The organism is Halomonas sp. Mc5H-6 (assembly GCF_024124705.1).
GTDB lineage: Bacteria > Pseudomonadota > Gammaproteobacteria > Pseudomonadales > Halomonadaceae > Vreelandella > Vreelandella subterranea.
Genome location: NZ_JAMXSI010000002.1, coordinates 434,282 through 455,883, shown reverse-complemented (window position 1 = coordinate 455,883; position 21,602 = coordinate 434,282). Strand labels below are relative to the sequence as shown.

General features: G+C 58.1%; 19 protein-coding genes. 8 read left to right on the top strand and 11 right to left on the bottom strand.

What is annotated here, in order from left to right; genetic code table 11:
• Window positions 1–50: 50 nt before the first annotated feature.
• The 4 genes from NH395_RS05445 to NH395_RS05430 all read right to left on the bottom strand — a co-directional run bounded on the left by NH395_RS05445 (window position 51) and on the right by NH395_RS05430 (window position 3,546).
• Window positions 51–236: a CsbD family protein gene (locus NH395_RS05445; protein WP_082925981.1), complete on the bottom strand. Its 186-nt coding sequence runs from the start codon at window positions 234–236 to the stop codon at window positions 51–53.
• A gap of 185 nt (window positions 237–421) precedes the next feature.
• Window positions 422–1,498 carry a DUF2955 domain-containing protein gene (locus tag NH395_RS05440; protein WP_199283759.1) on the bottom strand — a complete coding sequence of 359 codons (1,077 nt, stop codon included), beginning with the start codon at window positions 1,496–1,498 and terminating at the stop codon, window positions 422–424.
• A 2-nt stretch (window positions 1,499–1,500) separates the two neighbouring features.
• Window positions 1,501–2,562 (bottom strand): HlyD family secretion protein, encoded by a 1,062-nt coding sequence (locus NH395_RS05435; RefSeq protein ID WP_253022972.1) that lies wholly within the window; start codon window positions 2,560–2,562, stop codon window positions 1,501–1,503.
• 63 nt (window positions 2,563–2,625) lie between these two features.
• Window positions 2,626–3,546, bottom strand: a complete 921-nt coding sequence (locus NH395_RS05430) for a DMT family transporter (RefSeq protein WP_253022970.1) — start codon at window positions 3,544–3,546, stop codon at window positions 2,626–2,628.
• A gap of 168 nt (window positions 3,547–3,714) precedes the next feature.
• On the opposite strand from NH395_RS05430, the gene NH395_RS05425 reads away from it, so the two are divergent.
• Together NH395_RS05425 and pta are read left to right on the top strand one after the other, a co-directional pair.
• The gene (locus NH395_RS05425; protein WP_253022968.1) at window positions 3,715–4,899 is read left to right on the top strand and encodes an acetate kinase; all 1,185 of its coding nucleotides are present in this window, start codon (window positions 3,715–3,717) and stop codon (window positions 4,897–4,899) included.
• Complete coding sequence (gene pta / locus NH395_RS05420; protein ID WP_253022966.1) at window positions 4,896–7,079, top strand: phosphate acetyltransferase; 2,184 nt, start codon at window positions 4,896–4,898, stop codon at window positions 7,077–7,079. Before NH395_RS05425 ends, pta begins: the two co-directional genes overlap by 4 nt.
• 89 nt (window positions 7,080–7,168) lie before the next feature.
• Here the strand turns inward: pta and NH395_RS05415 are convergent, their stop codons facing one another.
• The 7 genes from NH395_RS05415 to NH395_RS05385 form a co-directional block, all read right to left on the bottom strand.
• Complete coding sequence (locus NH395_RS05415) at window positions 7,169–7,774, bottom strand: Yip1 family protein (protein WP_085918156.1); 606 nt, start codon at window positions 7,772–7,774, stop codon at window positions 7,169–7,171.
• A gap of 118 nt (window positions 7,775–7,892) precedes the next feature.
• Entirely contained in the window at window positions 7,893–8,786 is an 894-nt protein-coding gene (gene cyoE / locus NH395_RS05410; protein WP_199283764.1) for a heme o synthase, read from the bottom strand.
• A gap of 5 nt (window positions 8,787–8,791) precedes the next feature.
• Window positions 8,792–9,109, bottom strand: a complete 318-nt coding sequence (gene cyoD, locus NH395_RS05405) for a cytochrome o ubiquinol oxidase subunit IV (RefSeq protein ID WP_253022964.1) — start codon at window positions 9,107–9,109, stop codon at window positions 8,792–8,794.
• A 1-nt stretch (window position 9,110) separates the two neighbouring features.
• Entirely contained in the window at window positions 9,111–9,731 is a 621-nt protein-coding gene (cyoC, locus tag NH395_RS05400; RefSeq protein WP_199283766.1) for a cytochrome o ubiquinol oxidase subunit III, read from the bottom strand.
• A gap of 2 nt (window positions 9,732–9,733) precedes the next feature.
• Window positions 9,734–11,773, bottom strand: coding sequence for a cytochrome o ubiquinol oxidase subunit I (gene cyoB, locus NH395_RS05395; RefSeq protein ID WP_199283767.1), 2,040 nt, complete (start codon window positions 11,771–11,773; stop codon window positions 9,734–9,736).
• Window positions 11,774–11,776: 3 nt separating this feature from the next.
• Complete coding sequence (gene cyoA, locus NH395_RS05390; RefSeq protein ID WP_199283768.1) at window positions 11,777–12,733, bottom strand: ubiquinol oxidase subunit II; 957 nt, start codon at window positions 12,731–12,733, stop codon at window positions 11,777–11,779.
• A gap of 308 nt (window positions 12,734–13,041) precedes the next feature.
• Window positions 13,042–13,809 carry a DeoR/GlpR family DNA-binding transcription regulator gene (locus tag NH395_RS05385; RefSeq protein WP_253022962.1) on the bottom strand — a complete coding sequence of 256 codons (768 nt, stop codon included), beginning with the start codon at window positions 13,807–13,809 and terminating at the stop codon, window positions 13,042–13,044.
• A 413-nt stretch (window positions 13,810–14,222) separates the two neighbouring features.
• On the opposite strand from NH395_RS05385, the gene NH395_RS05380 reads away from it, so the two are divergent.
• The 6 genes from NH395_RS05380 to NH395_RS05350 all read left to right on the top strand — a co-directional run bounded on the left by NH395_RS05380 (window position 14,223) and on the right by NH395_RS05350 (window position 21,591).
• Window positions 14,223–15,062: an outer membrane protein OmpK gene (locus tag NH395_RS05380; protein ID WP_199283770.1), complete on the top strand. Its 840-nt coding sequence runs from the start codon at window positions 14,223–14,225 to the stop codon at window positions 15,060–15,062.
• Window positions 15,063–15,095: 33 nt separating this feature from the next.
• Window positions 15,096–16,379 (top strand): NupC/NupG family nucleoside CNT transporter, encoded by a 1,284-nt coding sequence (locus NH395_RS05375; RefSeq protein WP_199283771.1) that lies wholly within the window; start codon window positions 15,096–15,098, stop codon window positions 16,377–16,379.
• An 89-nt stretch (window positions 16,380–16,468) separates the two neighbouring features.
• Window positions 16,469–17,272: a deoxyribose-phosphate aldolase gene (gene deoC / locus NH395_RS05370; protein ID WP_199283772.1), complete on the top strand. Its 804-nt coding sequence runs from the start codon at window positions 16,469–16,471 to the stop codon at window positions 17,270–17,272.
• A 1-nt stretch (window position 17,273) separates the two neighbouring features.
• Window positions 17,274–18,599, top strand: a complete 1,326-nt coding sequence (deoA, locus tag NH395_RS05365; protein WP_253022960.1) for a thymidine phosphorylase — start codon at window positions 17,274–17,276, stop codon at window positions 18,597–18,599.
• The gene (gene deoA, locus NH395_RS05355) at window positions 18,599–20,347 is read left to right on the top strand and encodes a thymidine phosphorylase (protein ID WP_366065230.1); all 1,749 of its coding nucleotides are present in this window, start codon (window positions 18,599–18,601) and stop codon (window positions 20,345–20,347) included. Before deoA (NH395_RS05365) ends, deoA (NH395_RS05355) begins: the two co-directional genes overlap by 1 nt.
• Window positions 20,347–21,591 (top strand): phosphopentomutase, encoded by a 1,245-nt coding sequence (locus NH395_RS05350; protein ID WP_253022958.1) that lies wholly within the window; start codon window positions 20,347–20,349, stop codon window positions 21,589–21,591. The genes deoA (NH395_RS05355) and NH395_RS05350 overlap by 1 nt, the downstream gene beginning before the upstream one ends.
• Window positions 21,592–21,602 lie beyond the last annotated feature (11 nt).

Genomic DNA, 21,602 nt, shown 5'->3' with positions numbered 1-21,602 from the left:
AAACGCCAACAGGGGGCCGAAGCCCCCTGTTGGTCGTCAGTATCATGTGGCTAGCGTTGTTTTTTCTGATTCTCCCTCAAATGACCTACGCCTTTCTGCATGCCGCCCTTTGCCTGTTGGGCTTTGCCTTTGGCTTCGGTTTTGCCGCTTCCGGTCACCTTGCCCGCCGCTTCTTTCAGTTTACCGACGGTCTGACTGGCAGCCCCTTTCGCCTTGTCTTTTTTGCCACTTGCCATGATGAACACCTCTAGTCCGTTAGTGGAGAATAGTGCTGGAGACAGCGCTGGAGATAGTTCTGGAGATAGTTCTGGAGATAGTTCTGAAGATAGATCTGGAGACAGCGCCTAAAAAGTAAATACTTACTTCGTCCTAGGCGCTTTCATCAGCATAGTCGGTATCTGAAATATCACCGCAATTTCTTTTAGCCTACCGCATCGGGTAAGCGCGTGGGCGACCTGGAGTTCAGTGCAACATGCAGGCAGGCCATCACCAGCAGCGTTGCCAGCAACGCCACGCTCATCGACGAAAAACGGTATAGCGCGCTGTAAACGAGGTCTTGCCCCGGCCCCAACGACTGACCAAATAAAATGCCCAGCGTTGTCAGCCCACCAAAACCGATGCCAGAGCCGCCGCCTTCCAGAATGTGCTCCCTTGCGAACAGCATGAGACCCAGCCAGTAGAGCAGGATGACCAGCATAAAATGGTGGCTTTGGGTATACAGCACCAGTTGCATGGCAAGCGCGAGGTTGCACCCCAGAAGCGTGCCCACGGCACGCTTGCCCGCAGACACTTTGGCGCCGTCATAGCCCAGTGAGAAAAGCACCAGAATGGTCGCCATCTGCGCCGAGAGCGACCCTTGCAGATCAAATACTTGAAACATCACAAACGATAGCGTCGCGGTGATGCCGCCCATCAGGGTTTCGTGGCGAATTTGTTCAGCGGGTTTTATGCCTTTGGGTGGCGGCTGACGTGGCTCAACATCGGGAAATAGCGTGTACATCAGCATGGCGATGAACACCGCAAGCCCGCTGGCCACCATGTTACTGGCCAGCAAGTCGCTCAAATCAACACTTGGGTAACTGGCAAAGTGCAGCAGAATGCTGAGCGTCAGCACACCGTTGGCCCCGAACAAGAACAACGGGCCTTTGGCCATGAGATAAAAGCGAAAGGAGAACATCGCCAGCACTACCAACGTCATCACCACGGGCATATGCTTGAGCAAACCAACGACCAAGCTGACCTCGAGTACATTGATCGACACATTGGCCAGAAACTGGCGCACGATATGGCCGTTCAGGATGGGCACCATCCCCAGCAAAAACATCGGAAAAACGGTGAAGAACACGCCGTAGTTCCAATCCATCAGTTGGCTGACCACAAACCCCATCAGGCCACCGCCTGCCACCCGCAAACATTGGCGCAGGCCGTTCTCCGTTAATCCGGCAGGGTGCTTATCCGCCGCCGGGCGGTAGGGCTTCAATAGCCGTCGGATTGCCATGCTCAATACACCGCGTGAAGCCAGCTGATTAAACGCGCCTGAAGCGCGGCGAACGGCCTGGCCAACAGGTGGCCGCCCGGCACCAGCTGAACAGAGGCACGAGCACCACTGGCCGGTAACGAGGGGACCGGTTCGTCGAGTGCCACGTGGAGGCGTAGCCGCTGGGCATCGCGCACCCAGCGATCCGTCGTCGGAATATCAGCCAGTTGGCCATCGGCAGCCAGCTGGCCGTTACGCACGCCCGCATCAAAGGCACTGACCTTGCCTTCAAACACCTTCCCCGGCCAACTGTCGAAGACAACTTTTGCCTGATCGCCGGGGTGCACATGACGCAGGCTCTTCTCGCGGAAATCGGCAATGATATCCATCTGATTGGCCACCAGCGCCAATGCAGGCTGCCCGGCCTGCACATAGTCGCCCGCCTGCAGCTGAAGGTTGGTAACTACCCCCGGCTGCGCAGCACGAACTTGGGTATGCGCCATATCCAGCTGCGCTTTTTTCAGGGCATTTTCCGCCTGGCGCAAACGCAAATTGGCCTCGCCCTCCTCACCCAGCTGTACTTCAAGGCTTTCAATTTCGGCCTGGGCAGAGGCGACGGCGGATGTCGCCGTTTGTTCGGCGGCAACCTGCTGATCGTACTGCTGACGAGAAAGGCTGTGCTGTGCGAGCAACGCTTCCCCACGACGGCGCTCGCCACGACGTTCCTGGGCCGTGGCCTCTGCCGATGCCAGCCTGGCACGGGCGGCCGCAAGCTCTGCCCTCAAGCGGGCATTGTCTTGCAGGGCTTGTTCGCGATTGAGCCGGGCTTCGGCGAGCGCTAGCTGAAACGGCGCCGGGTCCAGGCGGAACAACACATCACCTTTAGCCACCTGCTGATGGTCGTCTACCATCACTTCCTTAACAGGCGCGCTCAATTCAGGGGCAATACGCGTCACCGGGCGCATCACCCGCGCTTCCGGGGTGATGGGCATAAAGCTATCGGCGATGAGAAAATACACAAACAAAAGAATAAAGGCAGCAACCGCTACCTTTACCCAACGGGCAAAACGTTGTTCGGGGGACATGCAGGACTCATGAGCGTGTTAATGACAGCATTAGCTTATCATTTAATTAGCGCGCTAACAATATTACCGCTGCCTGGAGAGACTCAGCACCATAATCCCCCCAACAACCACGGCCCCACCGACCAACTGACTGGGGCTGAGCATTTGGCCCAGGACGAAGTAACCGATCACTAACGAGGCGACGGGCTCGATATTCATGACCGGCGCGTTGCGCGCCATATCCAGCCGTGGCACGAAGATAAACAGTGTCGAAAACGCCGAGCCGTACAACAGACCCAAGAGCGCTAACCCAAGCCAGCCCTGGTGGGTTTCCGGTAGGCTCATCCCCCCGGGCACGATGCCGGAAAGCCCACCGATGATCATGGCGATAAACACGGTCTGCATGGTCAACAGGCTGCGCAGGGTACTCCCCACCCTCGCGAGCCGGTGTTCAGTGGTCCAGAGCGCGCAGGCGAAGGCAAACGCCGCCGTCAGACCAAAACCGATGCCCGCCAGCCAACCCGGCCCCATATCGTCCACGTTGGCATACCAGGCGGGAATATCGAGCACCACCAGCAGGCCGATCAGAATCGTGCCCATGATCAGACAGCTGCGCAGCGTGGGGCGCGGCCCGCCTAACGCCCAACTCAGCAGTGCCAGTTGGATCGGGAAGGTATTCACCAGCAGCAATGCAATCACCACCGGCAAGCGCGCCACGGCGGAGTACAAGCAGACGCTCTGCACCGTGATACAGAGCCCGACCGCAAGCTGCCACGGCCAGGTACCCGGCGGCAGCCAGAGGCGCTTTTTTTGCGCAACGACCAGGCAAACCAGAATCAAACAGGCCACACCTGAACGGGTCAGCACCGCCAACAAAAGCCCAGTGCCATTATCGAATGCCAGCCTGGCTGAGACGTGGTTGGCTGCGAACATCGTCGCCACCGTCATTAACAGCAGGATGGCCAAGTGACGGGGTAAAACGGACGGAAGCGAGGGGGATTGCATGTTCGAAGCAGGCTCTTCTTATGTTGATAAAGGAAGTGATGGTAATACCCAGCATGCCGGGATTTTAGCTAGAAGGCTAACGACATAGATACACTGACCGCCACCCTCCCGTAATGTTATACTAACGTCTAATCAACTCCGTTGTCTCTCTTTTGACAGAAGGCCCCTATGAACGCGTCGGTACTGGTCATTAATTGCGGTTCCTCTTCCATTAAATATGCATTGATTGAGGCGGATCCCAAGGCGCCACGTCTTGATGGCATTGCCGAGCGCTTGGGCAGTGCTGAGGCTCAGCTAAAGGGTAACGATAGCGCTGGTGAGCGGTTCATCAAATCACTGCCTGGCGCCGACCATGCCGAAGCCATCAGCGCGATTCTGGATAGCCTGGAGGGCCGACGCCCATCAGCCGTGGGCCACCGCATCGTCCATGGCGGGGAGCATTTCACAGAAGCGGCGCTGATTGATGAGCATGTCATCGCCGCCATTGAAACCACCGCCGCCCTGGCGCCCCTGCATAATCCGGCTAACCTGATCGGTGTTGCCGCAACTCAGAAAGTCTTTCCATCGCTTCCCCAGGTCGCCGTGTTTGACACCGCCTTTCATCAAACCCTGCCGCCGCGCGCCTATCGCTATGCGCTGCCTGAAGCGCTGTACCGCGATCACGGCATTCGCCGCTACGGCTTTCACGGCACCAGCCATGCCTTCGTTAGCCAGCGTGCCGGAGAGTTGAGCGACCGGGGGGCTGGCGGCTGGCTGACAGCGCACCTGGGCAACGGCTGCTCGACCAGCGCCGTGTGGCAAAATCAAAGCCTGGACACCAGCATGGGGTTAACGCCACTGGAAGGCCTGGTAATGGGGACCCGCAGCGGCGACGTTGACCCTGGCCTTCACGCCCACCTGCATCGTCAGCTTGGCTGGTCGCTGGACGAGATTGATCAGGTACTGAATAAACAAAGCGGGCTCCTGGGGCTCTCGGGCATGACCAACGACATGCGCGAAATTGAAGCGGCGGCCGAAAAAGGCCACGCAGGCGCCTCGCTGGCGCTGGAGGTATTCGGTTACCGCATCGCCAAGTCACTGGCCGCGCTGTCTTGCGCGTTGCCCAGGCTCGATGGCCTGATCTTTACCGGCGGCATCGGCGAAAATTCACCGCTCATTCGCCGCCATGTCATCGGCCTGCTTCACCACTTTAGGTTCTCCCTGGACGACGCGGCCAACGAAGCCACAATTCGAGGTAAAGAAGGCAGGTTGGATAACGCCGACCCGAATGGGCCGCAAGTCTGGGTCATCCCCACCGACGAAGAAGGCCGCATCGCCATGGAAACCCGACACTGTTTGGAGGCCTGCGCATGAATACGCCCGCCGATACTCCCCAGGCCATTTTGCTGGTCCCCACCAGCGAAGGGGCCGGGTTAACCTCCGCCTGTCTCGGCCTGATTCAGGCGCTGGATACCATTGGCCTAAAGGCGGGTTTCCTAAAGCCGTTCATGCAGAACGAGTTGAACGGCCCGGGCCTTGATCGCTCAACGGCGCTGGTGTCCCGGGCGCTGAATCAGCGCCCGCCCTCGCCCATTTCCCAGACCCGCCTGGAGCGCCTGCTGCGCGACAACCAGACCGATGAGCTGATGGAAAACGTCATCGAGCTCTACGATCAGGTCACCCAGCAGGCTTATCGCGACGGCAGCGCACTGGATCTGGTGGTGGTCGAGGGCGTCGTCCCTACCCAGCACACCACCTACGCCACCCAGACCAATGCACAGTTGGCCAATGCATTAAATGCACGCATTATTCTGGTCGGCACCGGGGATTTAAATGAGCCTGAGGCCTTGGCGGACCAGCTAGATATGCACGCGCGCAGCTTTGGCGGCGTCAGCTCAAGCCGTACCCTGGGCGGCATTTTAATGCGTATGAAAAACTTACCTTATGCCCAGGACGATGATCTTTCTGCAGCGCCGGGCACCTTTAAACCTCAGTTGGAAGAGTCGGTGCTCGCTGAACTCCGCCAGTATTCCCCTGCTCTGGCGACTGACAAGTTTCACCTGATTGGCGTTGTCCCTTACAGCAACGCCCTCAGCGCACCGCGCACGCTGGATGTCGCACGGGCACTGAAGGCAAAGATGCTGAACGAAGGCGAGGCCCTCAGTCGCAGGGTGCTTTCCACCAGCCTATGCGCCCGAAGTGCCGCCAATGCATTGCATATTTTCACGCCGGGTAGCCTGGTCGTGGCGTCTGGCGACCGCGACGACGTGATACTGGCTTCTGCGCTTGCCACCATGAACGGCACTCGGCTGGCAGGCGTACTGCTGACCAATGGCTTTATGCCTAACGACAACATGATTGAAATGTGTCGACCAGCGCTGAAAACCGGCCTCCCTGTGCTCGCCGTCGATACCGACAGCCTGACCACCGCCCAGAACTTGAGCCAGTTGAGTAACGAAATTCCCATGGACGATTTCGAGCGCGCCGAGCAGGTGGCCCGTTATGTTGCAGCCCATATCGACCTGGAATGGTTAAAGACCCATCTCAGTCGCGGCTACACGCATCGTCTTTCGCCCTCGGCGTTTCGTCACCAACTGGTCAAGCTCGCCCAGCACGCCAAGAAACGTATTGTGCTGCCTGAAGGCGACGAGCCACGCACCATCGAAGCAGCGATTATCTGTCAACGCCGCGGCATCGCCAACTGTGTGCTGCTGGGTAAACGCGATGACATTGACAGCATCGCTCGCAACCGCGGCCTGACGTTGCCAGAAGAGCTGACCATCATCGACCCGGAAAGCACCCGCGCACATTACATCGCGCCCATGGTCGACCGCCGGCGCGGCAAGCTCAACGAGTTAACCGCCGAGGCCCAGTTGCAGGACAATGTCGTGCTCGGCACCATGATGCTGCAGCTGGATGAAGTCGATGGTTTGGTATCAGGGGCGGTACACACTACGGCCAATACCGTACGCCCTGCGTTCCAACTGATTAAAACCGCGCCAGAATATCATCAGGTCTCGTCGATCTTCTTCATGCTGCTGCCGGAGCAGGTAGTGGTCTATGGTGATTGCGCCGTGAACCCCGACCCGGACGCTGAAACGCTGGCCGAGATCGCCCTGCAGAGCGCCCGTTCTGCCGAAGCCTTTGGTATCGAACCACGCGTCGCGATGATCAGCTACTCGACTGGCGACTCAGGTACCGGGGCCGATGTCGACAAGGTGCGCGAGGCGACGCGCATTGCCCAGCAGCGCGCACCACACTTACTCATTGATGGCCCGCTTCAATACGACGCTGCCGCGATCGAAAGCGTCGGCAAACAGAAGGCTCCTGACTCGCCTGTGGCGGGCAAGGCCACGGTGTTTGTCTTCCCGGATCTCAATACCGGCAATACCACTTACAAAGCCGTTCAACGTAGCGCACGGGTGGTCAGCGTTGGCCCCATGCTGCAGGGCCTGAACAAGCCGGTGAACGACCTCTCACGTGGCGCGCTGGTCGATGATATCGTTTATACCATTGCCCTCACCGCCATTCAGGCCAGTCAACGACTCGCCTGACTCACCAACGCAAGCTGCCACCTTATCGTTGACGATGAGGTGGCAGGCATTAAATGTCTGAAGACATACAGAAGGCATGTCGACACTGGCTATTGCAGAATACTCAGGATTATCCGCTCACCGTAGCCCCACAGCAGTACCGTCGCTGCCAGCAGCATCTCCAATACCAGCACCCCAATTGCCAACGTCGCGCTGGAAACGATAAACCCCTGCTCATCAGAGATATCCAGGAAGTTCGGTATCCCCACGTAGAGCAGATAACCCGACCAGCAAAGTCCGATCACACCGGCCAGCAGGCAGAGCCATACAATGGGATAAAGCGCCACAACGCCGCTGAGCAACATGGGGGTAGCGACATAGCCTGCAAATTTTACGCAGCGGCGACGGTTCGGGGGGTCAACAAAACGTTGTGCCATCCAGTGGATAACATTGCCCATGAAAAACACGGCCGCCAGAATGACCAGGTAGAAAACGATGCCCGCATAAAAGGCGTCCAGCAAACCCAACTGAATGGTGCGCTCAGCACCGAGTCCCCAGCCAAACTGAGTGGTGCCAATGAAGGAACAGACTACGGGTACTGCGCTTAGAATCAGCACATGGTGGGCATAAAGATGAAACACCGTTTCGTGCTCATCGTGCATTTGTTTCCATTCGCGCTGAGGGTGGGCCATCAAGCCCCAGACGTGTGTCAGCATGGGTACGCCTCCTACTGTCCTTTTTATTCTAACCGACGGGATAGCCGGTCAAACCCGCATCGGGCTTATAGACAGTATAGACAGGAGCATTGCACTCCTGCCTAATTTCTGACGTACTTCATAACCAACGGTCTAACAACGGAGGTAACGAGAGCAGGCTGGCATCCAGCGACATGGCAACACTAAGCGCCGTAATCGCCAGAATCGATACACCAAAAACGCGCCTGGCCCAGCGAACATCATCGCTTCCGTGATAGCCCTGCACGGCTTGGTAAAGCCAATAGCTTCCCATCACCAATGCCACGATCAGATAGCCAACGCCGGCATAGCCAGCCAGCGCTAATGCCAATGACGCGGCAATGAACGCCACAATATAGCCAAGGATGTAGCGGCGAGCCGAGGCAATACCGCGAACGACTGGCAGGACCGGAATTGAAGCGGCGCGATAATCATCCATCCGGAAAATAGCGATCGCATAGGAATGCGGCATTTGCCATAGGCAGAAAATCAACAGCAGCGTCAGTGCGCCTGCGTCCAGTTGGTTCGTCACGGCGCAGTAACCCACCACCGGCGGTATTGCGCCAGATAGGCTCCCCACCAGGGTGCCGAACTCTGAATGCCGCTTCATGTAAAGGCTATATGCCCCGACATAAATAGCATAGCCAAAGCCGGCAAGCCCGACGGTGAGCGCATTGGTGCCCAACGCCAGTACCGAGAAGCCGGCAATGCCGAGTAGTGTCGCAAAGCACAGCGCCGAAACAGGGGTAATGCGCCCCTGCACCAGGGCCCGCGTACGCGTACGGCTCATCACCGCATCGATATCGCGATCAATCACGTTATTGAAGGCACAGCCCGACGCAATGACCAGCGCCAGGCCCACCACCGCGCTCATAAACAGTAGCAAGTCAAAGTCGCCGCGGGCGGCTAAAAAATAGCCGCCCATGACCGAAATGGTATTGCCACCAATGATGCCCGGTTTGGTGAGGGCGAAATAATCGCCCACGTTGACCATAAACGTTATCCCATTTGTAGATTGAGGTGTAGATGTTGCATGATCCACAACGATCCTCCAACAACCAGGCCGAGAATAACCAAGGTGAAGACGAAAGACATGAAATTCCAGCCTTCCTCCTGCTTGGTGTCCATGTGCATGAACATCACAAGCTGCACCAATATCTGGGCAACTGCAGTGATCACGATCGTCCAGACGGTGGCATTCATGCTCAACGCGCCGCTCATCACCGCCGCGAACGGGATAATGGTCAGCACGATGGAGAGAATCAGCCCCGTCACATAAGACTTGACGCTGCCGTGTGCAGTGGGTGAGTCCTTCATATTACAGAGCCCCCATCAGGTAGACGAATGAGAATACACAAATCCACACGATATCCAGAAAGTGCCAGAACAAGCTTAGACACAAAATACGCGGACGCGTCATATCGTTCAGACCCTTGGTACGCAGCTGATAGAGTACCACCAGGATCCAGATCAGCCCGAAGGTTACGTGCAGACCGTGTGTGCCAACCAGTGTAAAGAAGGCAGACAAGAAGCCGCTGCGATCAGGGCCATAGCCGAGATTTATGAGATGCTGGAACTCATAAATCTCCATGGCGATAAAGGCTGCTCCCAGCACGAAGGTGATCCAAAGCCATTTCTTGACCTTGTCGACCTTCTCGGCGGTCATTGCCAGCACCGCCATCCCATAGGTAAAACTACTGATCAGCAGTGCAAAGGTACCGGTCAGAATCAGTGGTAGATCAAAGATCTCTGAGCCGTCGGGTCCACCGGCCGTGCCCCGAAGGAGCACGGCAAAGGTAGCGAATAGTATTCCGAAGATTACCAAGTCGCTCATCAGGTAAACCCAGAAACCGAACACCTTGATGCTGCCGGTATCGTGGTGATCATGCGTCTCGGGATGAGCGTGATCGTCGTGGTTAGTTACTGCTTCGTTCGCCATGGTTACCCCTGCATCCGGACCTGTAGATGAGACGCTTCTTCGGGATGCTGCTTCAACCACTCCCGATACTCTTCGAGGCGCTGTTTATGTGCAGTCTCAATACGTTCGACTTCAGCCGCTGGCACGTAGTAATCAATGTCGTCATTGGCAACGCGTGCGATGAAGGCGACAAACATACCGATACCACCGACAATCGCCAGCCACCAGATGTGCCATACCAAGGCAAAGCCAAAGATCATCGAGAACAGACTGATCACCGGTCCCGCAATCGTATTCCGCGGCATGTGGATGTCCTGATAAGGACCGCTGCTGATCGCATCACGACCTTCCTGTTTCTGGCGCCAGAAGTCATCGATACCGCTGATTTTCGGCAGATGCGCAAAGTTGTAGAACGGCGCAGGAGAGGACGTTGCCCACTCGAGGGTACGGCCATCCCAGGGGTCACCGCTCATGTCAGCATACTTCATGCTATGGCGGTTCTTGATGCTGACCGCCACCATGATCAGCGTCGACAAGATACCCATCAGGATAATGCAGGCACCGATAAAGGCAATGATCATCATCGGCTGCCACTCGGTGGGTCCGTAAGACGACATGCGACGCACGGCCCCATCGAAGCTGAGCACGTAGAGTGGCATAAAGGCCATGAGAAAGCCGATCAACCAGCACCAGAAGCTGCGCTTGCCCCACTTTTCGTCGAGCTTGAAGCCAAACGCCTTCGGGAACCAGTAGTACAATCCCGCCATCATGCCGAACACCACACCGCCGATGATGACGTTATGGAAGTGGGCGATAACGAACAGGCTGTTATGCAGCACAAAGTTGGCCGCTGGCACCGACAACATGACGCCGGTCATACCACCGATGGTAAAGACGATGATGAAACCGATGAGCCACAGCATGGGCACGGACAGCTCGATGCTGCCGCGGTACATGGTGAACAGCCAGTTGAATACCTTCACGCCCGTGGGGATGGCGATGATCATCGTCATGATGCCGAAGAAGGCATTGACGTTGGCCCCCGCCCCCATAGTGAAGAAGTGGTGCAGCCACACGACAAACGACAGAATCGTAATCGCGACGGTGGCCCATACCATGGTGTGGTAGCCGAACAGCCGTTTGCGGGCGTACGTCGCCACGACTTCAGAGAACACCCCGAAGGCCGGCAGAATCAGGATGTATACCTCAGGATGGCCCCAGGCCCAGATGAGGTTGACGTACATCATCACGTTGCCGCCAAGATCGTTGGTGAAGAAGTTCATCCCCAGGTAGCGATCAAGGGTCAGCAGCGCGATCGTCGCGGTCAGAATCGGGAAGGACGCGATGATCAGCACGTTGGCGCACAGCGACGTCCAGGTGAAAATAGGCATGCGGAACATTTTCATGCCCGGCGCACGCATTTTCAGGATCGTCACGAAGAAGTTGATCCCCGTCAAGGTGGTACCCACCCCGGATATCTGCAACGCCCATATCCAGTAGTCGACCCCGACCCCGGGACTGTACTCAATCCCCGAGAGAGGCGCATAGGCCAACCAGCCGGTGGTACCAAACTGGCCGATAAACAGAGATAGGTTGACGATCATCGCACCGGATACAAACAACCAGAAGCTGAGGTTGTTCAGGAACGGATAGGCGACGTCGCGCGCACCGATCTGCAGCGGCACGATCAGGTTCATCAAACCGATGACCATGGGCATGGCCACGAAGAAGATCATGATCACGCCATGGGTCGTGAACAGCTGGTCGTAGTGCTCCGGCGGCAGGAAGCCTTCTGCCCCGCCAGAGGCAATCGCCAACTGGGCACGCATCATCAGCGCTTCACCAATACCGCGGATCAGCATCACCAGTGCCACGATGAAATACATGATCCCGATCTTTTTATGATCGACCGAGGTTACCCACTCACTCCACAGGTAGCCCCACTTGCGGAAGTAGGTAACACCCCCTAACACTACCGCTCCGCCCAAGGCGGTCATGACCATGAGCGTTACCATGATGGGATCGTAAAAGGGGATCGAGTCTAAACCGAGTTTTCCAAACATAGTTTACTCCGCTGCCTCCGCGTTCATCGCCATATCGCCGTCCTGCTCTTGATGATCGCTACTGGCATTTTTGTATCCGGTCTCATCAGGCAACACCTCAACAGGCTCACCGCTGTGGTAAACGTTCAGGATGTCGTCATAGAGGGTTGGCGATACTTCAGAGAAGTACTCGACCGGATGATTACGGCTTGGCTTCAACAGCTCGTTATAGCCATCGTCGAAGCTTATCGATTGGGAGGACGCTTTGACTTCTGCCACCCACTCATCGAAGCCTTCTTCCGATGTCGCATGCGCGTCAAAGGTCATGCCCGAGAAGCCCGAACCACTGTAGTTGGTAGAACGACCTGGGTAAGTGCCTTCCTCGTCTGCAATCAGATGGACGTCGTTATCCATACCCGCCATGGCATAGATCTGGCTGCCAAGCTCAGGAATGAAGAACGAATTCATCACTGACGCGGAGCTGACCCGGAAACGTACGGGCGTATCCGTGGGGAACGCCACCTCGTTGACCGTGGCAATGCCTTGCTCGGGATAGATGAACAGCCACTTCCAATCCATGGACACAGCCTGGATTTCAAGCGTTTCTTCGCCTTCCTCAGCAATGGACTTGTGCGGGTCCAGGCTGTGCGAGGTGTACCAGGTCAGCCCCGCTAGGAAGAGAACAATAACGCATGGAATCAGCCACACCACCACTTCAACCCAGGTGTTGTGAGCCCAGTCAGGCGTGTAGGCGGCCTTGTGGTTACTGCGACGATAGCGCCATGCGAAGAACAGCGTCATCCCGATAACGGGAAGCACGACGATCTGCATAATGCCAAAGGCTGTCAGAATCAGGGTGCGTTGCTCTTCGCCGATCTGACCCTTAGGATCCATCAGCGCCGAGCTACAACCACCCAGCAATAAAAATAAAGAAAGCAACAGTAGAATACCTGCCGCTTTGGCGTAGAGGTTTTTTCTCATGTTACGACCTCGTCAGGGCTGGGAGGCAAACATTGTAAACAAGCTGCCATTCTGGATAGCGAGCTAACAAAATCTCTTGAGCAAACGCAGTCGATAAGCAGGTGCTTAACGTCGACGTCTGATCGCGAGAGAGGATCGTTCGGCAGGCTAACACCGAACACAGTTACCGCAGACGAAGGCTATTCTCGCATCAATGACGCAGAAGAGAAGAGACGATTTGCCGCAGGTAAACGCCGCGGATTCTGCCACGATTGGCCTAAGGCTTAAAGGTAACTTGGCTAATTTAATCAAAAAAACCATGCAACGAACTATGGCGCGGTGATCGTCGGCGAAGCGCTGTGTGCGTCGCGCAGCAAGGTCGGGGCGCCCTCCTCGTCGGTGACGATCACGTCAAACTCGTTCACCGACGCAAAGTACGCCGGGCGCACCACACCGAACTTGCTGGCATCTACGACCAATAGACGCTGCATGGCCGCCGCCATCGCCGCCTGCTTGGGCAGCACCTCATGAAAATGGAAGCAGCTTACCCCACGCTGCACATCAACGCCCGCCGCCGAAATAAACGCCTTGTTAATCCCCAGCCGCTCGATGGACTCCGCCATGGTGTCACTGGCGAACGACTGCGACGCCGGATAAAACAAGCCACCCAGCAACACCAGTCGCACGTTCGGCAAGGGGGCCACAGCATTCGCGATGTTGAGGGCATAGGTAATCACCGTCAGATCCTGATAACCACTCAGCTGATTCATTAGCGGCATCAATGTCGAGCCACAGTCAACAAACAGCGTATCGCCGTCCTCTATGAACCCCTGGGCACGCTGGCAGAGGCGATTTTTCGCCTGGTAGTGGCTGGCCTGCTGCTCGGTCAGGTCGTATACCGGGGTGACACCAGGCGTATGCGCCATGACCAATCGGCCACCGAGCAGGCTAATCACCTGCGGATAGGCGTTAACATCCCGCCGGATGGTCATTTCGGACACACCACACAGTTCGGCCGCATCGCGTAAATGCAGCGTCCCACCGCTAGCGAGTGCCTCCTGCAACGTTGCCAAGCGCAACGCGCTTCGGTCTTTCATTGACAGCTTCTCCTGGTAACGGCCTGTTGTCGTTGAATGGGCCTGGGTTATCGCGGAGGTTACCTCTTGTGAGGGCTTGAGAGCGCTTGCGGGATAGCTTTCTCCACTTGCTGATGGCCTTTCCCATTGACGGGTGGCTCTCCCCCTTTAGCTGAGGTTTCTCCTCCCCATGCTGAGCGAGCGGCCAGAGAATTACCATTAAATCAACGGCCGTTGAAACTTTATGTCAGCCGTTTTTCATTTAACAGCGGATCACGTGATAAAAATTGCAAATCCGCGTTAGAAAAATAACACTAAATGTTATAATTTTAACATTACAACTCAAGAAACCCGCTGATTCGGGTCAACGCCAGCCCTCACGTCCGTCGTCGAGGCGGATCAAAACTGCAACTAACAAACCGGTTGAGGCTACCATGACTGCTCGTACTCGTTTTACTACTGCTATTCCATCACGCGCATCGCTAACAGCGCTTGGCGCTGGCCTACTAATCGCTGGTACCGCCAGCACCGCTAACGCGGACGCCTTTGATCCCATCTGGTCGTTCGCCAATGTGTCGGTCAATTATCTTGACTGGTCTGACGGCACCGAAGACCGCACCGCGAGCAATGCCGCCAAGAGCGATTTCATGTTCCTGGAGATCGAGGGCGGGCTGGGTTACGAATGGGGTGAGTTTTACGGCTTTTTTGATTTTGAGAACCCCACCAACGACCAGTTCGACGAAGCCAGCGGCGGCACCGATAACTTCCGCACGGCGGGCAAGCTGACCTCACACATTTACCTGGGCGACAGCCCGATGTCGATTTATGCCCACCTCTACGACTTCCGTGATTACGGTTTCAACAGCCGCGAGCAAGACCAGATCCTGGGCCTGGGCTATCTCGCCAACTTTGATAACGGCGTCTGGTTCAAGCCGTTTCTGGGCGCCGCCCGGGTACAAAGTAATAACTATACCGGCTCGAACGGCTTCATGTCCGGCTGGGTCGCGGGCTACGACTTCAATGCCTTTGGCCAGAAGTTTGGTGTCACCAACTGGCACGAGCAGACCTTTGGCCGGGACGACGAATACCTGGAACAGAACTACGTCGGTGGCAAGGCTGACAGCGTGGGCACCAATGGCGCGGTAAGCTTGTGGTGGCATCCTTCCGAGTTGATCACGACCGGCATCCAGTACCGCTATTCTGATGAAAAACTAGGCACGCCTAACAATTATCAGAACGCGATGATTTACACTGTGAAGCTCAACCTGCTGTAACACGCACTTGGCCCACGCGAAGGATCTTTTTTTATGACACTCCTGATGAGCTTGGTCGGCATGGTCACCCTGGTGACCATCGCCCTGATCTTTTCTTATGATCGCAAGTCAATTCGCTTACGTACGGTGTTGGGTGCCTTCGGCATTCAAGCGGGCATTGGCGCTTTCGTCCTTTATGTGCCCTTTGGTCAGAGCGTCTTGCAGACGATCTCGGCTGGCGTTAGCCAGATTCTGGTGTATGCCGATGACGGCATCAGCTTTCTGTTCGGCGGCTTGGCAGATACTGACGAGGTCGGCTTCGTATTCGCCATTAAAGTGCTGCCGGTGATTATCTTTTTCTCCTCGCTGATTGCAGTGCTGTACTACATCGGGATCATGCAGTGGGTTATCCGTATTCTGGGTGGCGCCCTGCAGAAAGCGCTGGGCACTTCGCGTACCGAGTCGCTTTCCGCCACGGCCAACATCTTCGTCGGCCAGACCGAAGCGCCGCTCGTGGTACGTCCGTTTATTGCCCGGATGACACCTTCTCAGCTGTTTGCCGTGATGTGTGGCGGCTTGGCGTCGGTGGCGGGCTCCGTACTGGCGGGCTACGCCGCGCTGGGCATTCCCATGGAATATCTGGTGGCTGCCTCTTTCATGGCAGCTCCCGGCGGCTTGCTGTTTGCTAAACTGATCATGCCCGAAACGCAGGAAATACAGGATAGAGACAGTGTTTCCAAGGTTGAGGAAGAATTAAAGGAGCAGGAAGACAAGCCCAGCAACGTACTGGACGCAGCGGCGTCTGGCGCGACATCCGGTTTGATGCTGGCTGCCAATGTAGGGGCCATGCTGCTTGCCTTCATCGCGCTTATCGCCTTGATCAACGGCATTCTCGGCGGTGTTGGCGGCTGGTTCGGCTTTGAATCGTTGAGCCTTGAGTGGATTCTGGGCTGGCTGTTTGCCCCGCTGGCCTTTTTACTGGGTGTCCCCTGGGAAGAAGCAACACTGGCCGGCTCATTCATTGGCCAAAAACTGGTCGTTAATGAGTTTGTCGCCTATATCAACCTTGCACCCTATATTGAAGGCGAGCAGATGGTCGCAGCCACTGGCCAAGCGATGACCGCGCACACCATGGCGATTCTTTCCTTTGCCTTGTGCGGCTTTGCAAATTTATCCTCTATTGCGATTTTGCTCGGCGGCCTGGGTAGCATTGCCCCCTCGCGGCGCAAGGAAATCGCCCGCTTTGGCGTCAAGGCGGTATTGGCAGGCACCTTGTCTAACCTGATGTCGGCCTCTATTGCAGGCTTCTTTATCGCCCTGAGCAGCGTAGCTTCTTAACGTAACCGTCAACGATTACGCGGGCGCTGCTGTCATATACAGTAGTGCCCGTTTTTTTCAGTCGTTCTTAAATCCTAATACTGTGCGAGATGTCCATGACCGCTTCGATTAACATCACCCTTGCTGCGCGCCAGGCGCTTTCACTGATGGACTTGACCAGTCTCAACGATACCGACACCGATGCGTCCACCGAATCGCTGTGCAAAAAGGCAAAAACCCCCTTTGGCTACCCGGCGGCGGTATGCGTCTACCCCCAGTTCGTCGTGACCGCACGTCGCGCCCTCACCGCCCACGAGCTCAACGGTGACGTCAAAATTGCCACGGTCACCAACTTTCCCCACGGCGGTGACGACATCATGGGCGCCGCCCGCGAGACCCGTGAAGCCGTCGCCTCCGGGGCAGATGAAGTCGATGTCGTTTTCCCCTACCGCGCCCTCATGGCGGGCGACGAAGAGACCGGCCGCGAGCTGGTGGAAATGTGCCATGCGGCCTGCGGTGGCCAGGCGCTGTTGAAAGTCATCATTGAGGTCGGCGAGCTTAAAGAGCCTGCGCTTATCAAGCGGGCAAGCGAGCTGGCCATTGAAGGCGGCGCCGACTTTATCAAGACCTCAACCGGCAAGGTGGCGGTCAACGCAACGCTGGAATCCGCCGAGATCATGCTCCAGGCGATCAAAGCCAGCGGCAAGGATGTCGGGTTCAAGGCGGCAGGTGGCGTCAAGACAGCCGAAGAGGCCGCCGAATATCTGACTCTCGCCGCCAACATCATGGGGGACCAGTGGATCTCGCCACGCCACTTCCGGTTTGGTGCGTCCAGCCTGCTGGGGGACTTGCTCAATACCCTGAGTGGCAACCCGCAGACCGCGTCGCTCTCGCGTAATGACGGAGGCTACTAACATGCTCCCGCAAGAACTGATTCGCCTCAAGCGCGATAACCAGCCGCTGCCGGCAGAAGAAATCAAGGCCTTTGTTCAGAGCATTGCCGATGACCGTATCAGTGATGCCCAGATTGGCGCCTTTACCATGGCGGTGTTTTTAAACGGCATGAGCCGTGAGGAAGTCGTCGCGCTGACCACCGCCACCCGTGACTCCGGTCACGTCATGCAATGGGATTCGCTTGACCTGCCGGGCCCGATCGTCGACAAGCACTCCACCGGCGGCGTGGGTGACCTGGTCTCTCTGGTACTCGGCCCCTGGGTCGCCGCCTGCGGCGCTTTCGTACCGATGATTTCCGGCCGCGGCCTGGGCCACACCGGCGGCACGCTGGACAAGCTGGAATCCATTCCCGGCTATAACCCCTATCCCGCCCCGGAGCGCTTCGGCGATGTGGTCAAATCCACTGGCGTGGCGATTATCGGCCAGACCGGCAACCTCGCTCCAGCGGACAAGCGCATCTACGGTGTGCGTGACGTGACCGCCACAGTGGAATCCATCCCGCTGATCACCGCCTCTATCCTGGGCAAAAAGCTGGCCTCCGGCCTGGATGCCCTGGTCATGGATGTCAAAGTCGGCAGCGGCGCCTTCATGCCCACGCCGGAAAAATCCCGCGAACTGGCCAAGAGCATTGCCAACGTGGCTACACAGGCGGGCACACCTACCACCGCCCTGCTCACCGACATGAGCCAGCCGCTGGCTCCCTGCGCCGGTAACGCGGTCGAAATCGTCGAAACCCTGGCGCTATTGCGCGGCGAGCGCTCCAACAGTCGGGTGATGCAGGTAACCCGCGAACTGGCGGTGGAAATGCTGATGGCGGGCAAGTTGGTCAATAGCCGCGAGGAAGCGCTGACCAAGCTTGAAAAAGCCCTCACGTCAGGTGCGGCGGCCGAGGTCTTTGCCCGCATGGTGAGCGAGCTTGGTGGCCCTGCCGACTTCATGGAGCGCTCGGATCACTACCTGGCCACAGCCGACGTGATCAAGCCTGTATACGCCGAACAGTCGGGCATCATCCAGCGCATAGACACCCGGGCCGTCGGCATGAGCGTGGTGGAACTCGGAGGGGGCCGCCTGCGCAACGACGCCAGCGTCGACCACAGCGTCGGCTTCAGCGACATTGCCGAAATCGGCGAGCGTGTGGATGGTCAACGTCCTATCGCCATGGTTCACGCCAAAACCGAAGACGCCGCCGCCCTTGCCGCCGCCCAGCTTCGCGCCGCGGTCACCTTGGGTGACGCCGCCGCGACCGCGGACACGCTACTTCAAGACACCTTCAGAGGAGAAGCCTGATGCGCCGCGCGATTGTTGTTGTCCTCGATTCATTTGGCATCGGCAGCGCGCCGGATGCCGACACCTTCGGCGACCAGGGATCTGACACCCTGGGCCACATCGCCGCCGCCTGCGCCCGTGGCGACGCCGATACGGCCGAGCGCTCAGGCCCTTTGAAACTACCCAACATGGCAAAACTCGGTTTGTTTCACGCCCACCGCGATGCCACCGGCACTGAAGCGGAAGGCGTTAACCTGCCGGACACGCTGACCGGCGCCTACGCCCACGCCAAGGAAATTTCCAGCGGCAAGGACACCCCCTCGGGCCACTGGGAAATTGCCGGTGTCCCCGTGCGCTTCGACTGGGGCTACTTTCTCGACAAGACCGATAGCTTCCCGTCGGAGCTGCTCGACAGGATTGTCGATGCCGCCAACCTGCCCGGCGTGATCGGCAACTGCCATGCTCGCCTCAAGCGCGATAACCAGCCGCTGCCGGCAGAAGAAATCAAGGCCTTTGTTCAGAGCATTGCCGATGACCGTATCAGTGATGCCCAGATTGGCGCCTTTACCATGGCGGTGTTTTTAAACGGCATGAGCCGTGAGGAAGTCGTCGCGCTGACCACCGCCACCCGTGACTCCGGTCACGTCATGCAATGGGATTCGCTTGACCTGCCGGGCCCGATCGTCGACAAGCACTCCACCGGCGGCGTGGGTGACCTGGTCTCTCTGGTACTCGGCCCCTGGGTCGCCGCCTGCGGCGCTTTCGTACCGATGATTTCCGGCCGCGGCCTGGGCCACACCGGCGGCACGCTGGACAAGCTGGAATCCATTCCCGGCTATAACCCCTATCCCGCCCCGGAGCGCTTCGGCGATGTGGTCAAATCCACTGGCGTGGCGATTATCGGCCAGACCGGCAACCTCGCTCCAGCGGACAAGCGCATCTACGGTGTGCGTGACGTGACCGCCACAGTGGAATCCATCCCGCTGATCACCGCCTCTATCCTGGGCAAAAAGCTGGCCTCCGGCCTGGATGCCCTGGTCATGGATGTCAAAGTCGGCAGCGGCGCCTTCATGCCCACGCCGGAAAAATCCCGCGAACTGGCCAAGAGCATTGCCAACGTGGCTACACAGGCGGGCACACCTACCACCGCCCTGCTCACCGACATGAGCCAGCCGCTGGCTCCCTGCGCCGGTAACGCGGTCGAAATCGTCGAAACCCTGGCGCTATTGCGCGGCGAGCGCTCCAACAGTCGGGTGATGCAGGTAACCCGCGAACTGGCGGTGGAAATGCTGATGGCGGGCAAGTTGGTCAATAGCCGCGAGGAAGCGCTGACCAAGCTTGAAAAAGCCCTCACGTCAGGTGCGGCGGCCGAGGTCTTTGCCCGCATGGTGAGCGAGCTTGGTGGCCCTGCCGACTTCATGGAGCGCTCGGATCACTACCTGGCCACAGCCGACGTGATCAAGCCTGTATACGCCGAACAGTCGGGCATCATCCAGCGCATAGACACCCGGGCCGTCGGCATGAGCGTGGTGGAACTCGGAGGGGGCCGCCTGCGCAACGACGCCAGCGTCGACCACAGCGTCGGCTTCAGCGACATTGCCGAAATCGGCGAGCGTGTGGATGGTCAACGTCCTATCGCCATGGTTCACGCCAAAACCGAAGACGCCGCCGCCCTTGCCGCCGCCCAGCTTCGCGCCGCGGTCACCTTGGGTGACGCCGCCGCGACCGCGGACACGCTACTTCAAGACACCTTCAGAGGAGAAGCCTGATGCGCCGCGCGATTGTTGTTGTCCTCGATTCATTTGGCATCGGCAGCGCGCCGGATGCCGACACCTTCGGCGACCAGGGATCTGACACCCTGGGCCACATCGCCGCCGCCTGCGCCCGTGGCGACGCCGATACGGCCGAGCGCTCAGGCCCTTTGAAACTACCCAACATGGCAAAACTCGGTTTGTTTCACGCCCACCGCGATGCCACCGGCACTGAAGCGGAAGGCGTTAACCTGCCGGACACGCTGACCGGCGCCTACGCCCACGCCAAGGAAATTTCCAGCGGCAAGGACACCCCCTCGGGCCACTGGGAAATTGCCGGTGTCCCCGTGCGCTTCGACTGGGGCTACTTTCTCGACAAGACCGATAGCTTCCCGTCGGAGCTGCTCGACAGGATTGTCGATGCCGCCAACCTGCCCGGCGTGATCGGCAACTGCCATGCCTCGGGCACCGAGATCATCGCCCGCCTGGGCGAAGAGCACGTCGCCACGGGCAAGCCGATCGTCTACACCTCGGCGGATTCCGTCTTCCAGATTGCCGCCCACGAGGAGCACTTCGGCCTCGAGCGGCTCTATGAACTGTGCGAAACCGTGCGCGGGTTGCTCGAGCCCTATAATATTGGCCGCGTGATTGCGCGCCCCTTTGTCGGCAATAACCGCGACGACTTTGCACGTACCGGCAACCGTCGCGACTACAGCGTCGAGCCGCCCACCCCCACGGTGCTGCAAAAGCTCGCCGAGGCGGGGGGCGAGGTGGTGTCGATCGGCAAGATTGCCGATATCTACGCCCACTGCGGGATTACCCACAAGGTCAAGGCCAGCGGTCACGACGCGCTGATGGAGGCAACGCTTGACGAGGTGGCGCGCACCGCTAGGGAAACCAGCGACCGCCCGACCATGATCATGACCAACTTCGTCGATTTTGATTCGGTATACGGTCACCGCCGCGACGTGCCGGGCTATGCCGCAGCGCTCGAGCACTTCGATGCCCGCCTGCCCGAGTTGTTCGCCGCGCTGAGCGACGACGACCTGCTGCTGCTCACCGCCGACCACGGCTGCGACCCCAGTTGGGAAGGCACCGAGCATACCCGCGAATACGTCCCGGTGATGGTGCGTGGCGCAGGCTTTACCCCCGGCCCCATGGGCGAACGCGGCACCTTCGCCGATATCGGCCAGACACTGGCCGACTACTTCGCGCTCGAGGCCATGGCCGACGGCGAAAGCTTTTTACCCAGCGCCGCTTAAAGGAGAAACCT

Bases quoted from the DNA above. Each gene is read 5' to 3' on its own strand.
- NH395_RS05445 (WP_082925981.1), bottom strand. From the start codon at position 236: ATGGCAAGTGGCAAAAAAGACAAGGCGAAAGGGGCTGCCAGTCAGACC.
- NH395_RS05440 (WP_199283759.1), bottom strand. From the start codon at position 1,498: ATGGCAATCCGACGGCTATTGAAGCCCTACCGCCCGGCGGCGGATAAG.
- NH395_RS05435 (WP_253022972.1), bottom strand. From the start codon at position 2,562: ATGTCCCCCGAACAACGTTTTGCCCGTTGGGTAAAGGTAGCGGTTGCT.
- NH395_RS05430 (WP_253022970.1), bottom strand. From the start codon at position 3,546: ATGCAATCCCCCTCGCTTCCGTCCGTTTTACCCCGTCACTTGGCCATC.
- NH395_RS05425 (WP_253022968.1), top strand. From the start codon at position 3,715: ATGAACGCGTCGGTACTGGTCATTAATTGCGGTTCCTCTTCCATTAAA.
- pta (WP_253022966.1), top strand. From the start codon at position 4,896: ATGAATACGCCCGCCGATACTCCCCAGGCCATTTTGCTGGTCCCCACC.
- NH395_RS05415 (WP_085918156.1), bottom strand. From the start codon at position 7,774: ATGCTGACACACGTCTGGGGCTTGATGGCCCACCCTCAGCGCGAATGG.
- cyoE (WP_199283764.1), bottom strand. From the start codon at position 8,786: ATGGTCAACGTGGGCGATTATTTCGCCCTCACCAAACCGGGCATCATT.
- cyoD (WP_253022964.1), bottom strand. From the start codon at position 9,109: ATGAAGGACTCACCCACTGCACACGGCAGCGTCAAGTCTTATGTGACG.
- cyoC (WP_199283766.1), bottom strand. From the start codon at position 9,731: ATGGCGAACGAAGCAGTAACTAACCACGACGATCACGCTCATCCCGAG.
- cyoB (WP_199283767.1), bottom strand. From the start codon at position 11,773: ATGTTTGGAAAACTCGGTTTAGACTCGATCCCCTTTTACGATCCCATC.
- cyoA (WP_199283768.1), bottom strand. From the start codon at position 12,733: ATGAGAAAAAACCTCTACGCCAAAGCGGCAGGTATTCTACTGTTGCTT.
- NH395_RS05385 (WP_253022962.1), bottom strand. From the start codon at position 13,809: ATGAAAGACCGAAGCGCGTTGCGCTTGGCAACGTTGCAGGAGGCACTC.
- NH395_RS05380 (WP_199283770.1), top strand. From the start codon at position 14,223: ATGACTGCTCGTACTCGTTTTACTACTGCTATTCCATCACGCGCATCG.
- NH395_RS05375 (WP_199283771.1), top strand. From the start codon at position 15,096: ATGACACTCCTGATGAGCTTGGTCGGCATGGTCACCCTGGTGACCATC.
- deoC (WP_199283772.1), top strand. From the start codon at position 16,469: ATGTCCATGACCGCTTCGATTAACATCACCCTTGCTGCGCGCCAGGCG.
- deoA (WP_253022960.1), top strand. From the start codon at position 17,274: ATGCTCCCGCAAGAACTGATTCGCCTCAAGCGCGATAACCAGCCGCTG.
- deoA (WP_366065230.1), top strand. From the start codon at position 18,599: ATGCGCCGCGCGATTGTTGTTGTCCTCGATTCATTTGGCATCGGCAGC.
- NH395_RS05350 (WP_253022958.1), top strand. From the start codon at position 20,347: ATGCGCCGCGCGATTGTTGTTGTCCTCGATTCATTTGGCATCGGCAGC.